Raw genomic sequence first — 15700 nt, 5'->3', positions numbered from 1 at the left:
TAATGATAAATGAACCGCCAAAGATATTAATCATTAGTCATTACTCATCAATCATCAAAATGTTATGATAAGAAATCACTTCACTATCGCCTTCCGTAGCTTACGCAAGCGACCGTTCTACACCATTATTAACATTTTAGGGTTAGCGATCGGTATGGCTTGTACCTTGCTAATCTCAGTATATGTTTTACAGGAACTGAGCTACGACCGCTTTCATCAGAAGGCTGACCAAATCTATCGCTTGGCTACTCGTTTAGAAATGGGGGAGAGTGGATTTGTAGGAGCAGCCGTTAGCCCTGCGGTGGCTGGCACGCTAAAGGATGAAGTCCCTCAGGTAGAAATGGTTGTCAGAATCAATCAGGCCGATAAAATCTTCCAGAAAGACGACATAATTATCAAGGAACAGAAGGTGCTGGCGGCTGATCCCGATTTCTTCCGTCTGTTCAGCTTTCCTCTGAAAGAAGGTAACCCGAACCAAGTGCTACAAGAGCCCAACGCCGTAGTAATGACGGAGGCAATGGCTCGCAAGTACTTCCAGGAGGAAAACCCACTGGGGCAAAGTATTCTGATTGATGATAAACCTTTTCAGGTAACTGGTATAATGGAGCCAGTACCCGAAACCTCGCACATTCATTTTGATATTGTGTATTCTTATTTGTCTGATCCCAGAAGTAAGACCGAAAACTGGGGTAATCTTATTACGGCTACCTACTTTTCGCTGTACGAAGATGCGCGCATAGAAGAAGTAGATGCTCGTTTAGACCCTTTACTGAAAAAGTATGTGGTAGAGTACGAAATGTTTCAGGCAAGAGGTTACGTGATAGAAATGTTTACCCAGCCGCTTACTGACATACATCTGTACTCCCACATTCTGGGCGAGTTTGAACCCAACGGCAACGTTAAGTATTTGTATATTTTCGGGGCAATCGCGCTCTTCATTTTACTGATTGCCAGCACCAACTTTATGAACCTCTCTACTGCTCGCTCCGCCGACCGAGCCAAGGAGATAGGCATCCGCAAAACAATGGGATCGATGCGTACTACCCTGGTTCATCAGTTTTTGGGAGAATCTGTTCTGCTCAGTTTACTTTCGGTGCTTCTGGCGTTAGGGTTAGCCGAATTGCTCAGAATTCCTTTTAGCCATATTGCGGGTAAAGATATTCACGTACCGCTATTCACCGCTTGGTTTCTTCCGGCAGCCTTGCTGTTAGGCATTGTTGTAGGAATACTGGCCGGTAGTTACCCGGCTTTTTACCTAACTAGTTTCAAGCCAGCTGAAGTAATGAGAGGGCATCGATTGGGAAGCAGCAAAAACACTTGGTTGCGTAATTCCTTGGTAGTCTTTCAATTTGTTATTTCCATTGGGCTGATTATCTGCACACTAGTGGTTTACGAGCAATTGCAGTTTATTCGTAACAAAGACCTGGGCTTTAACAAAGAGAACATTATTGTACTGAACGCTGGCGATGCCTTAGGAACTAATACCGATGCCTTTCACAATGCTTTGCTAAATCAAAGTGAGGTATTAAGTATGAGCTTTTCGGATGTATCGCCTCTGACGGGCTATCCGGAGTATATCTTCACTCCACAAACTGAGAACGATAGCATTTACCGGGAAGAGGATGCATTAGTACTCAGCAGCCTTCCGGCCAGCCATGATTATCTATCTACGATGGGCATTCGCCTGAAAGATGGGCGCAACTTCTCGCGCGAAGTAGCCTCAGACTCGGCGTACGGTGTAGTGATTCTGAACGAACAGGCGGTGAAAGCCTTAGGGTTGAGCACCCCGTTAGGTAGTAGGTTAAAGATTGGCGATATGTATGAAGCTCAAGTGGTTGGGGTAGCAGAGGATTTTCACTATAAATCTCTGCACTCAGCCGTAGAACCTCTGGTAATCATTCTTTCCGATGAACAGAGTTTTGTAGAGGTAAAGGTAGCCTCTGACAACTTACCCCAAACCCTAGCTATGCTAGAACAGCAATGGAAACAGCACGCGGACGGCACTCCGTTTGATTATTCGTTTCTGGACGATGATTTTGACCAACTGTTCCAGGCTGACCAACGAGTAGGAATCATCTTCGGTGGCTTCACTTTATTAGCCATTATTATTGCCTGTCTGGGTCTACTAGCTTTAGCGGCTTTTATGGCGGAACAGCGCACAAAGGAGATTGGTATTCGGAAAGTGTTGGGTGCTTCGGTAAAAAACATTGTACTATTGCTTTCTCAAGATTTCACTCGGCTGGTTGCCATTGCTTTTATTGTAGCTATTCCTCTGGCCTACTGGGCGATGCAGCAGTGGCTAGCTGATTTTGCCTACCGCACCGAGATTAAATTAGGAATATTTGTACTAGCCGGAGTGGTTGCCCTATTGATTGCAGGAATGACCGTAAGCTTTCAGTCAATAAAAGCCGCCCTAGCCAACCCGGTAGATAGTCTTCGTAATGAATAATGATTAGTGACTAATGATGAATGAACCGCCAGAAATATTACTCATTAGTCGTCAATCATTACCCATCCATCATTAATGATCATTCACTATGTTCAGGAATTATCTAAAAACCGCCCTACGGCATTTACTCAAAAACCGGGTTACTACCAGTGTGAACGTTCTGGGGTTAGCTCTCGGAATTAGTTGTGTACTAATTATTCTGACAATTGTGCGCTACGAGCGAAGCTACGACCAGTTTCACTCAGATGCCGACCGAATTTATCGGGTGGTACGAGTGAGCGGAGGAGATGGCCCCACCGAATATCGGGCGGGTATTTCTTATCCGGTTCCTGATGCCTTGAAAGAAGACATGACCATAGCTAAGGGGGTTACTGCTACATTTCATATAGGGGATATGCAAGTATCTATTATTGATGGTACCACTGATGAAGTTCAACGGCAGTTTCAGGAAGATGATGGGATTACCTTTGCCGATGCAAATTTCTTTCGCGTCTTTGATTTCAAAGATGTTGGTTTTCGCTGGATCGCTGGCAATCCTGAAACTGCACTGAAAGAACCATTTACCGCGGTATTAAATCAGACACTGGCCAATAAATATTTTCCGGAAGGAAATGCGCTCGGCAACACTCTTAAATTAGATAATCTAATTGATGTTAAGGTGACTGGCGTAGTCACTGACCTTCCGGCTAATTCGGATTTTCCATTTAAGATTATGGTGTCTTATGCCACGCTGAATACCGAAGGACTGTTTAAAAACAGCTTTTCCGACTGGTATTCAGTTTCAGACGAACACTACGGTTATGTTCTGCTTAATGAAGGCATAACTGTTGCAGAAGCCGAGGCCCAGATACTAGAAATTCATGCTGCTCGAGTAGATGAAAAGTTAGCAAAAACCCGCCTCTATAAGTTACAGCCCCTTCGAGAGGTACACACTGACGCTCGCTTCGGTAACTATCGCTCTCGTACGGTCAGTTCGGAAATCATCTGGGCATTACTAATTATTGGCCTGTTTGTCATCGGTACGGCAAGTATCAACTTTGTCAATCTGAGTACAGCCCAGTCAGTACTTCGTTCTAAGGAGGTAGGTATTCGTAAAACGATGGGGGGCAACCGCGCCCAACTGACTTTTCAATTTCTGGGAGAAACATTTATCGTAACGCTAACGGCGGGGGTACTGGCTCTGGGCGCTGCAGAACTAGTAACTGTATCCGCCAGTGATTTACTTCAAGTAGAAACCACCGAGTTGTTACTATCCGATTCGTTCGTGCTGATTTCCCTGATCGCTATCATTGTTGGGGTTGCTTTGCTAGCCGGTATCTACCCTGCCTTAATGATGTCGCGGTTCAATCCGGTAGCTGCTCTTAAAAATAAAATAGGCGGACGAACCCAACGAGGTATACAATTACGACGAGGACTAGTTACGCTCCAGTTCGTAATCGCCCAAGTTTTTATTATCAGCACCATCATCGTCATAAAGCAAATGGATTACTTCCGCAATGCCGAGCTGGGTTTTGATAAAGAAGCGGTAATTACCGCTCACCTGCCCGAAGGGAAAAACCCAGAATTATCCACTCTAGAAACATTGGAAAATCAATGGAAAAATAATCCGGCAGTAGCATCCGTTAGCTTTGCTTCCAGTTCTCCATCTGGATTTAGGCGAAGTACCTCGCACTGGGATATAAAAAGGAAGAGTGCTGCGGAAGGTAGTGAGGGCACCGTATTTGAACGACAATCTATTGATGAGCAGTACCTAGAGCTTTTTCAAATTCCTTTACTTGCCGGGAGAAATTTCCTTCCCAGTGACACTTCAAAACAAGTTATTCTCAACCGAAAACTAAGTGAAAGAATGGGATTTTCCGAACCAGTTGAGGCTCTAAACGAAACTGTATTAACTGGAGGTGAAAATGCCTATACGGTTATTGGAGTAGTGGAGAATTTCCATACTGGATCGCTGAAGGGAGACATTAATTATCTTGGCTTTATGATGAGACCACGAGATTACAATACGGTCAATATAAAGCTCAACCTAGCATCTGCCAAAGACGCATCTACCAGCTTATCGGAAACCATTCAGCAGCTAGAAGCGACCTGGGCAGCTACCTATCCTGAGTATATTTTTGACTATCGCTTTTTGGATGAAAGCATTGCCGCCTACTATCAAGAAGAAGCCCGGCTCACCCAATTATTTAAAATACTAGCGGGAATCACCATTTTCATTGGCTGTTTGGGTCTCTACGGACTAATTTCTTTCATGGCGGTACGTCGCACCAAAGAAGTAGGTATTCGTAAGGTGCTAGGAGCCTCCATTAGCAGTATCCTGGTTTTGTTCTCTAAAGAATTTATCGTGTTAGTAGGGATCGCGTTCATGCTCGCTGCCCCTATCGCCTACTACCTAATGCAGCAGTGGCTCATGAATTTCACCTATCAGATTGATATTGGAGCTAGTACGTTCGTAGTAGCTATCGGTTTCTCAGCACTGGTCGCCCTGCTTACAGTTAGTTATCAGTCAGTGAAGGCCGCTTTGGCTAATCCAGTAGATAGTCTTCGAAATGAGTAATCGGGCAAGACTCAGGGAACAGAGAATACATTAACTACTTGGCTCAGCGTATCAGAAACAGACACCGCACTGTATCAAAAACGAACATTTAGCATGTAGGCTTTCAGATAAACCACCTATAACATGTTCACTTTTAGACACTTACAATTAGTCTATTTTTTTTGGAATCAGGCTTGCAGAAAACTTAGTGGAAACTAAACGCTTATAATTATGATTTTCAATTTCAACGTCATTATACTAACTCTGACCGTATTAATCGAACTCACTGGAAGTTGCACCATATTAGCTAACGACTTGAGTGAAAACCCAGTACCGATAAGCAGAACGGCAAAAATCAATGCTAGCGGTGACCAAATAATTACAACCGAAATACTCTTGGACGAAAATACTTCCCGGGAGGATTTAATCCATACCTGCCGATTCCTGGCCAAAGAAGAAGTAGAGCTAACTTTCGAGTCGCTCAATATCCGACGGTCGTTTTTGGGAATATTTGGAAAAAAGAGAATAGCCCAAGCTACGGGAAAAATAGAACTACCGAATGGCATTAGTGAAGCATTTCAGGTGGGAGGTGCTATTAGCTTTCAATCCATCCAAATCACCTATTCCCAAGACCTAGCGACTAACACGTTTGCCATTAACACGATAGAAATAATTGACTAATCTGGCGGGGAGCTGAGGGCTTGGCGCATTCTGCGCCACAGTAGCCCTGCTCGCCGCTCCCTGCCCCCAGCCAAAAGTTATGATTAAAAAATACTTCACTCTCGCACTACGTCACGCTTATCGGCAAAAGTTTCATACTACGATTAATATTGTAGGATTAGCTTTAGGATTGGCAACCAGTCTATTTATCACCTGGTACGTGGTAGATGAAATGAGCTACGACCAATTTCATCAGGATGTCGAACGAGTTTTCCGTGTTGTTACCAACGGTGGCGAAGGCTACCAGTTGGCCACTACTCCCCCACCACTGTACGAAGCCATCAAACAAGATATTCCCGAAGTAGAATCCGTAGCTCGGGTGTTTACTTGGAATCATTCCACCATGCGCCTGCCCAATGATGAAAATGATGGGCAAGAAAAGGTTTTCCGAGAAACCTCCATTTACATTGCTGATTCTTCGTTCTTAGGGGTACTGGATTTCAACCTAATTGCTGGTGATAAACAGGCACTACAAGTACCTAACGCAATAGTACTCACAAAGGCTACTGCCGAGCGATACTTCGGAATTGGATCGGTAGAACGCGATGAAGTGCTGGGTAAAGAAATTCTGTTTGGAGGAAATCGTACTGCTCGCCAGATTACAGGGGTGGTTGCCCCTCCTTCGGCTACTCACTTTCCCTTCGATATGCTGGTTCCAACAGTAGGTTATCAGGAAATTACTGACGGTGGCAACTGGGCTTGGAACATCATGCATACCTACTTGAAAGTCCGTCCTGACGTAGTAGACAACCCAGAACGGATGGCTAGCTTGGCCGATAAGCTCAATCAAATTGCTGAACAATACGCTAAACCATTTCTAGACACAAATGATTTTGGCCCCAATGAGGATACTAACCTGACGTACGAATTACAAGCAGTCACCGATATTCATTTGCACTCCGACTTACTACGCGAGCACCAAGCCAACGGAAGCATCACTACAGTATACACGCTAGTAATTGTTGGCGTACTTATTCTACTACTCGCCTGTATCAACTTTATGAACCTATCAACTGCTCAGGCAAACCGACGAGCGAAAGAGGTAGGTGTTCGGAAAGTGCTGGGATCACCCCGCTTGCATTTAGTTTTTCAGTTTCTATTTGAGTCGATTCTAATCACCCTAGTAGCGGTTTTATTGGCTCTTGGTAGCGTGGAGGCTTTACGAACTCCTTTCAATACCTTGACTGGTAAAGAACTTGTATTTGATTGGTTCAATCATCCAAGCTTACTACTATCGCTAGTGGGGGGCGTTATTTTGGTAGGGTTGATTGCCGGTAGTTACCCCGCGTTCTATCTTTCGGCTTTTCGCCCGGTAGCGGTACTCAAGGGCAAAACAGCTTCTTCTTTACGGACTGGAAAGCTGCGTAACCTGCTCATCATTTTCCAGTTTGCCGTATCTATTGGTCTGATTATCACCACTGGGCTGGTCATTCAGCAGCTTCGGTTTATTCAGACTGAGGATATTGGCTACGATCGGGAAAATGTGTTAGTGATCAAAAATGACAAGGAGATTCAGGAACGCTGGGAAGATTTTAAGGATGCCCTGATGAATCAATCGCGGGTGAAGCAGGTGAGTTTTGCTACGGGTATGCCATCTCAACCACATCGGGTAATGCGCGATATTCGACCCGAAGGCTCCAGTGGTGGCCAGGGTATGCAGTGGTTCCTAATTGACCCCGATTATGTTGCGACCTTGGGCTTAGAGGTAATTGCTGGTCGCGGTTTTCAGGAAGATCGGGCTTCTGACCGGGAAGGAATACTACTGAATGAATCTGCGGTAAGGGTACTTGGCCTGACCGATCCCGTTGGGAAGACTATTATCAAAAACCAGGGAGCTGATGATGAGGAACGATTGCAAGTACTTGGTGTGATTAAAAACTTTCATCTAGAGTCGTTTGATCAGTGGGTGAAACCCATTGCTTTTAAGATCTTCTCCCCTACCTTCCTAAGCGACTACGTAGCGGTACGACTTACCACTGGAGATGCTTCCGATGGTGTAGAGCAGGTAAGAGAAATATGGTCACAGTTTGAACCAGATAACCCTTTCGTCTACTCTTTTCTTGATGAAGATTTCGATCGTCTGTTCCGGGCAGAGCAACGGCTGGGGAAGGTACTTAGCGTATTCACGGTGTTAGCCATTCTGGTGGCCTGTTTAGGTTTACTAGGACTGGCCTCTTTCGTAGCCTCCCAACGAACCAAGGAGGTGGGTATCCGGAAAGTGCTGGGAGCATCTGTACAGCAAATCACGTATCTGCTTTCCAAGGACTTTATCCGACTGGTGCTGATTGCCTTTGTAATCGCTACGCCAATATCGTACTGGTTAGCCACCCAGTGGTTAGAGAATTTTGCTTACCGTACCGAAGTAGGAATAGGAATATTTGTGCTAGCCGGATTTTCTGCCTTACTGATTGCCTGGCTAACGGTGAGCTACCAATCAGTCCGAGCCGCATTGGCGAACCCGGTAGACTCCCTGAGGAATGAATAATGAACTTCCCTAATTATCAGGCATTAACGATTGCTAACTTTGGAAAAAGAAAAAGTCCAGATCATCCTCCCGAAGAATTTCATAATCCCGTAAGAAGGCGCGTAGCTGATGTTTATCTGCAAGTTCTTCGGCATCCTGCTTAATCTGCTTTAGCTCTTGCTCGAGCTGATACCGGTCACGCTCAATCAACTGCTTCGCCCGTTTGGGTTGCTTTAGGTACAGCCCGATGGTTTGGCTGACCATAGATGGCGGGTTCTGGAGTGTAAATAACTGCCGTTGAAGCTCATCAATCTGCTCTTTCAGAATTTTGTTATAGTATTTCAGTTGTTGGTCGGTTAAACCTTCCACCTTCTGCTTTCCGTCAGAAAGTAGCTCTAACTGAAGGCGCAATAGCTCAAAAAAATCATCGTTTTTGTACGCTTGGGTTACCCGCTGCATAATTTCGGTTTTACGTTGCTGCTCGGCCTCATCTGTTTCTTGATCGGGGTGGTGGGTTTTCACGAGCTGCATATAAATCGACCGAGTAGTTTTGCTAATGTGCTGGACTTCCTCTTTCATCCGTTGCTCCTTGGCTTCCTGAGCGGGGGTTTTCTTGCGCTTTTTACGCTTGGCTTCAGCTTGTTGCTGTTTTGCTTCGGCCTGTTCACGGATGCGTTGCCCCATCTCCTCAAAGTTGTCAGGGTCAATATCATTCAAGTCAACGTCTAGATCGAACAAGTTTTTAAACATCGACTGTGCCATATCCCGCTGCATTTCCTGCGCATCTTGCTGCTCTTCTTGAAAGCTTACCTCGGAATGCTTATCGTAGATCGCCTCCAATTCTTCAATGCCCTTCTGAATCAGATCGTAGGCTTGATCGAGAATGATTGCCTGCAATTTTTCTTTCTCCCGTACTCGGAAGAACTTCAAATCGTAAGATTGATCGAGTTGCTTGACGAACTCTATCCTAGCCTGACCAATCTCCTCAATCACTGGGCGAATCCGGGCTTGCACCAACTGGTTAATCTTCGGAATAATTCTCTCTAGCTCTTCAAGCTCACTTTTCAGCTTATGAATCTTTTTGGTTTGCCGATTAAACTTCTTTTGCTCCTTAGAGATCATCTTTTCCTTTTGAGCAACAATTTGGGGAATGTAGGTTTCGGAGGTAGACATAGTAGGGCTATTTAGTTAAAATCAAGCTAGAATTGTTCTTAGCTTATCGCAATTTGACTTTTCTTATTTACCTACTAATCGGGTTAATCCGAAAATAGTTACCTATTTCTTTACTTTCCTATTGATACAATGTAAAGTAAGGAGATAAGCGTAATACCCCCGCGCCGAGTACAGGGCGTACATCCTGGGCAGTCTACAATTGATTAAAATGTTTATTCCGCGATTATGACCTTGACCGTTGCCTTGAGATTTTTATCGAGATAGAGCTTAGCGATATAAACTCCGGGAGCGTAACGGGCATCTCCTGTAACTTGTAAACGGTACATCTCTACTCCGACCTTCAGGGGAAGAACTTCCATTTGATCGCCCGAAGTGCTAAAGATGATGATTTGTCCGGTTGTAAAAGAAGTATGATGCACCCTAAAATATACCTCATTGGTACTTGGGTTAGGAAATACTTGCCAAGGATCCTGATCAATGTCAGGATTGATACCGGTTACTACCTGAGTGTTAAAATTTTGGTTGATCTGGTCGCTGGTTACGTTTTGATAAGACATGCTTATTGGATTAAATTGATAGTCTCCCAGCACTGGAGTCACCTCACCCGACCAACCGGAGGGCACCTCAGCCACGTACTGACCTGTATTATCGGTGATGACTGATGAGGAGGGGAAACCTGTTAATTGGACACCCGATAGCGGTTGACCTTCTGCCGAGACTATACCCGAGATTTTATAAGTCACTAGCCCATTAAAGGTTCCCGAATAGTCTCCGGCCATGTCCATTGCTACCGTCGTGTACACGATACTTTCAGGTTCAAAACGATAATCTTCCAGTGCTGGAGTCACCGTGCTTGACCAATCAGACGGTACTTCTGCCATATATTGGCCTACACTATCCGTCACGATAGAAGAGAACGGAAAACCATTTAGCTGTACGCCTGACAGAGGTTGACCGTCTACGGTAATGGTGCCTGAAATTGTGTAGGTTATTATCCCATTTAATGATGCCTCATAGTCTTGATTGTTCAAGTCATCAACTACTTCGGTGTAACTGCTACTACTCGGAGTGAAATGGTAACCTTCCAATACAGGAGTTACGCTACCCGACCAATCAATCGGTACTTCCGCTGTATATTGACCTACATTGTTGGTGACAACTGATGCTGAAGGAAACCCTTGTAATTCCACACCCGATAAGGGTTGCACTCCTTCGGTGACTGTCCCTGAAATCGTATAAGTTAGTACTTCATCAAAGATTGCTTCATAATTATTACCTGCCAGATTCATCGATACATTGGTGTACGTGATGCTGGCAGGATCAAAGCTATAATCTGCCAGGGTAGGCGTGACTTCACCTGACCAGCCCGATGTCACTTCAGCGGTATACTGTCCCGCGTTGTCAGTAACAATCGGGGAGGAAGGAAGACCAATCAACTGTACACCGGACAGGGGTTGACCATCTACGGTAATGGTGCCTGAAATTGCGTAGATTGCGCCCTCTACTATTTCATAAACTACCGACACATTACTAGATCTATTATAGTTTGTTTTTTCATATACGTCATAAACGATCGTTTCGGTATAGGCACTGTCGGCGTGTATTGGGGAGGCTTGAGCAAGACTGTCTGAGACTGATATTGCTAAGTTGGTTTGTAGGCTGCTACGTGCTTCCCAAATAAGTAATTCGTTAGGCAGATAATCGTCAGAGACGTAGTTATTTAGATTGAGTGTCGAAAATTGCCTTTCTCCTTGTAAAATAGACTGAATAGGAATTTCAGCAATTTCTGGTGATTGGTTGGGGGAAATACCATTTGCAATGAACGTTATCTCCTGTGCAGACTTCAGTCCCTCCCGATCGGTTACCTCTAAAGTGACCTTGACAGTAGTGTCTTGCTTAGCCAATATCACAGCCTCTATTGCAACGCTACTCCTAAAAGGAATAACTCTGACTGTTACTTTACTATTGCCATTAATCTGACCCAACTGATTTGCTTCCAATATTTTATAAAATGATGTAGTGTTGATAGCCAGATCATCTTTTACAAAGTGATACAGTGGAGTGGTAGACACAAATATGTAAGACAGATTACAATTAGGCGTTCCTGGTGTGCACGGTAGTTGAGCATCATTTATAATATTCATGTAAATAGAAGGAATACTCACAACAGGCGGTTGATTGGTAGAAGAAATCACGGTGATGGCAACTTTTTTAGTGGTAGTCTGATTGGCTTCATCCGTCACCGAGATGGTAAGGCTGTCCGTACCTAGCCATTGGTTATCTCTAGACGTGACGCTATACTTTCGGTTTTGCGAATCAAATACGAGGCTGAGGTGCGTCGTTTCCGTAGGAACGGAAAGCTTCAATTCATCGCTAGGCGTAAAATCATCTTGGTAAGAGAAATCCAGTCCGAGAACGTCACCTTGCCGTAAGGTCTGATTTCTTATGGTTAGGATAGGCGGCTGGTCAAAGCTTATCACCCTAATATCATTACTCTTCAGTTTGATAGAGGGAAAACTTGGATGCGTCACCTCGCAATAGTAGATGCCACTATGTTGGGCAGGATCGATACTGGGGATTTCCAGCTCTTGCTGATTTGAAACCTTGGTGCCAGAGAGCGAATTTTGATTCGCTTTCCTGTACCAAGCAAACTCACAGCCAGCCAGGGGTGTATAATTGTCAATAAATAATGTAAAGTTCTCACCGGCCAGTGGTTTGAAGGTTCGGGCAGTGCCTATACGTTTCTGGGGCTGGAACCCAAAAAAAGTAGGGCGATAAGGGTGCTTGGGCTCAAAGAAATCAAACACCTTATGCATGTCTTTGAAAGTAAAGCGATTTCTACTCACATATAATTGCTCGGGCACTCGCCAAGATTTAACCAGTAATTCTCCCGAAAGCTCATTGCCTTCCACATTCATCCGTAATCCTCTTTTTAGCAATATTCGCTCTGGTATACTTCCTTGCATCCGGTTATTTTGTCCAGCAATGAAGCGTAGTCGGCTCATTTCGGCAAGCACAGGTGGAAAAGCAGTGAGTTGGTTTTCCGAAAAACCGATTTGAACCAGGTTGTCGAGGTTTTCTAGGCGGGCGGGCAGATCGGTCAGTTGGTTCTGGTTAACAGATAGGCTTTTCAGATTGCGCAAATCACCCACTGTGCTAGGCAACTCCGTCAGCGCGCAATGATTTAATTCCAATTTCGTTAGTGATGTCAATTGCCCAATGGTAGATGGTAACAGGGCTAACGATTGATTGGAACTCACCCTTAGATTTGTCAGATTTGTCAATTGGCCGATTTCTTTTGGTAGCTGGGTAAAGCCACAATAGCCGATATCTAATGTGGTTAGCGTTGTTAGGCCAAAAGTAGAGGGGTGTAGCGTGTGCAGATTGTAATTGGCACCTAGATTGTAATGCGTTAATTTTTTCAGGTTATGGACATCAGGAGATATGACCAATCGATTCATTCCAACGGATAGAAATCTCAATTCTGTTAGCTGATTGATTTCTTGGGGAATGCTTGCTAGTTGGTTATTACCAAGAACCAAGCTGGTCAACTGCGAAAAACCACCTATTTCTTGGGAAATGTGCTTGAGGCCAAGGGCTACAAAAGCCAGGTCTTCTAGTTTATCTAGGGCCTGCAACGTCTTGATACAACTCGGCAAGCTGTCGGTTCGGAAGTTGATTTGGGCACCTACAATTTCTAACGCCTTCACTTTCCCAGAACTACTGTCTAGCCTCACTCCCACCCATTCCTCCACAGGCGCAGAGAAACCCCAGATTTGCGGCCAATTACGGAGCTGTAATTCTTGCTGGAATTGCACCAGCAAAAGGCTGTCCTGTGGGTCTGCCGAAATTCTTTGTGCTATACTCTCAGCACCGAAGCCTACGGTAAAAAACAGCAGCAGCCCTGATACCATTACCTTATAAGTTGCCCGTTGTGCTAACTTTTTCATAGCTTTTATTTTTCTGCTTTATTCCTTCACCCCTCACTGCTTTGGGTTAGTCTGCCTTAGCTGAAAAGAGAGGAGTGAATGACAAGGTCAAAAAGATGACCTTGTCGCTTCAATTTAGCCTATATCAAGGCGTGAACTCCCAAAGGTCGCTGAATATATAGAACGAATTGATTCCTGATGGACGTGCTCCGTTGCCTACGTACGCTCTACTGTTAATTACAAAGCTGAGTGCGTTTCTTCTATTCGCATCTACTGGCAATGCAGGTTGCTCTTTCCAAGTATCAGTCTGGGGATCGTACTTCCACAGGTCACCGTGCCCCCCAACCCCAACATAGGCTTTGTCATTAATCACAAAACTGGTTGGATTACTTCTCCCTTTACCTGGAAAGTCTGTCTTTTGAGCCCAAGTATCACCGGATGGATCGTATTGCCACATCTCTGATCCTCCGTTACCCGCTACTAGGTATCCCTTATCCTGTACAGTAAATCCTGATGAGTGCCCCCAGAACCCTTCCCCACCAAAGTCTTGCTTTTGGGTCCAGGTATCCGCTACTGGATCGTATTCGTAAACCTCATTGGTTCTGGTGCGCTGCACGTACCCTTTGCCATTGACAGCAAAACCTACTCCTCGATTAAAAGGACAGTCCGCTTTTCGCGTCCACTTATCCGTGGCTGGATCATACTCCCACCAGTCAGAGAAAGTGGTTGAGTTAATGTTCCAGCCTGACCCAGCGTAGGCTTTATTACTAATCACCATCACTACCGCATCTCGACGATCATACGCGGGGTTGTCTGGATTGGGCATCTCAGCTTTTTCACTCCAGTTGTTCGCTACCGGATCATATCGGTATAGCTTATGTTGACGCATATCTATAGCGTAGCCTTTCTCGTCAATAGAAAAAGCCCGGTGCTGACTATAGCGCCCCCCAGTAAAAGGAAAGTCTGCTTTTTTCACCCAATCAATCTTAAAGTCCTCTGCCGAGGTACCCGTTTCCCCTCGGACGGTCACTGTCACTTTCCCGGTGTAGGTACCGGGAGGTACTGTTACGGTGATTTCAGTCGGTGTTGCCTTCGTAACCGTAGCCTTTACCCCATTGAACTTTACCTCGTTCTTATCGTCATCGCCATCAAAGCCCTCGCCGGTAATAACAACCGTAACCCCCTCATGACCATTGGCGGGATCAAGCCTGGTGATGATGAGCGAAGGTTCACGCACGGTGATACTTTCTTCACTACTGACCGTCTGATCACCCACTTCAATACTTACCTTGCCACCGATTATTCCCTGGGGAATAATAATGCTAAGCTTGGTCTCATTCACCTCGACCACTTCCACCGACTCATCCCCAATCTTGACCTGAATCTCGGTTAATACTTCGCCAAAGCCTTCCCCTTCTATCACTAAGGTATCCCCTTCCACTAAATCAGTACTCGAGACTAAAGTAATCCGTAATGCAACAGGTACAACAATCTCAAATTCTTCTTCTGAACTTGCCTCTTTTTCGCCGACTTTTACAGTCACCTTACCCATCTTGGCTTCTTTCGGAACAATCACCTTTAACTCAGTCGAGGAGGCTGCTACTATTGTCATAATTACCTCTCCTAACTTCACTTCGTTCTCGTCCTTCTCCGTAGAAAAACCCTCCCCCGTGATCGTTAGTGTATCACCTACGGAGCCGGAACCGGGAGATAATGATGTAATTCGTACTACCGTTACCACTTCAAAGTCGTTGTCTGAACGACCTGCTTGCTCTCCTACTTTTACCGAAATCTTACCTGTCTGGGCTTCTTCCGGCACGATTACCTTTAGCTCAGTAGCAGAAGTGGCGATGACCTGCGCTACTACTTCGCCTATTTTTACTTCAACATTATCTGGCGACTCGCTAAAGCCAGCTCCAGTAATGGTAAGTGTGTCTCCTGCTACCCCAGCCGCGGGGGAGAATGCCATCACGCTGACCGAAGTGGCACCGGAACTTATGAGCACACGAAAGTCTTGGCCGGAATATACTGTATCTTGGTTAACAGTGAGCCGTACTTTCCCCGTTTGGGCTCCTTCGGGCACCTTCACTTCTACTAAAGTATCACTCACCGATTCAATAGCAGCTACTTGAGTATTGAAGGTGACTTGTACTTTAGCGGCATCCTGTCCAAAGCTGCTACCTACAATTCTGATGAGACTGCCTACCTGACCACTGTCGGGTAGCAGGGTTTGGATGGTGGGAGAGGGAGGGCCGGGTGCTGGCGAATCACTGTCATCGTCACTACAACCAATGAGGCTGAATAATATTAAAGTGATATATGCTCCTATATACGATAAATTACGGTACGTTCTTTTCATGGGTGTTACTCTTTTTAATGGTGTTCAAAGATGGTTCTGCAAACCTTTCCGAATAATGTGTTATTACAAA

Annotated in this window: 7 protein-coding genes; 4 read left to right on the top strand and 3 right to left on the bottom strand. The window is 45.1% G+C overall.

Annotated elements, in window-relative coordinates; genetic code table 11:
- Positions 1 to 64 precede the first annotated feature (64 nt).
- The 4 genes from P0M28_RS24335 (at position 65) to P0M28_RS24320 (ending at position 8190) form a co-directional block, all read left to right on the top strand.
- Positions 65 to 2449: an ABC transporter permease gene (locus P0M28_RS24335; RefSeq protein WP_302205847.1), complete on the top strand. Its 2385-nt coding sequence runs from the start codon at positions 65 to 67 to the stop codon at positions 2447 to 2449.
- Positions 2450 to 2537: 88 nt separating this feature from the next.
- Complete coding sequence (locus P0M28_RS24330) at positions 2538 to 5006, top strand: ABC transporter permease (protein ID WP_302205846.1); 2469 nt, start codon at positions 2538 to 2540, stop codon at positions 5004 to 5006.
- A 210-nt stretch (positions 5007 to 5216) separates the two neighbouring features.
- On the top strand, positions 5217 to 5666 hold the full coding sequence (locus P0M28_RS24325; protein WP_302205845.1) for a hypothetical protein: 450 nt from the start codon (positions 5217 to 5219) through the stop codon (positions 5664 to 5666).
- Between the two features lie 79 nt (positions 5667 to 5745).
- Entirely contained in the window at positions 5746 to 8190 is a 2445-nt protein-coding gene (locus tag P0M28_RS24320) for an ABC transporter permease (protein WP_302205844.1), read from the top strand.
- 33 nt (positions 8191 to 8223) lie between these two features.
- Here the strand turns inward: P0M28_RS24320 and P0M28_RS24315 are convergent, their stop codons facing one another.
- The 3 genes from P0M28_RS24315 to P0M28_RS24305 all read right to left on the bottom strand — a co-directional run bounded on the left by P0M28_RS24315 (position 8224) and on the right by P0M28_RS24305 (position 15630).
- Positions 8224 to 9342: a hypothetical protein gene (locus P0M28_RS24315; RefSeq protein WP_302205843.1), complete on the bottom strand. Its 1119-nt coding sequence runs from the start codon at positions 9340 to 9342 to the stop codon at positions 8224 to 8226.
- A 212-nt stretch (positions 9343 to 9554) separates the two neighbouring features.
- Positions 9555 to 13292 (bottom strand): T9SS type A sorting domain-containing protein, encoded by a 3738-nt coding sequence (locus P0M28_RS24310; RefSeq protein WP_302205841.1) that lies wholly within the window; start codon positions 13290 to 13292, stop codon positions 9555 to 9557.
- Between the two features lie 124 nt (positions 13293 to 13416).
- Entirely contained in the window at positions 13417 to 15630 is a 2214-nt protein-coding gene (locus P0M28_RS24305; protein WP_302205839.1) for an IPT/TIG domain-containing protein, read from the bottom strand.
- Positions 15631 to 15700: the final 70 nt, after the last annotated feature.

This window comes from Tunicatimonas pelagia, assembly GCF_030506325.1.
In the GTDB taxonomy this organism is placed as follows: Bacteria; Bacteroidota; Bacteroidia; order Cytophagales; family Cyclobacteriaceae; genus Tunicatimonas; species Tunicatimonas pelagia.
Note: the sequence above shows the minus strand (reverse complement) of the source record. Positions and strands in the feature narration are given on the sequence as shown.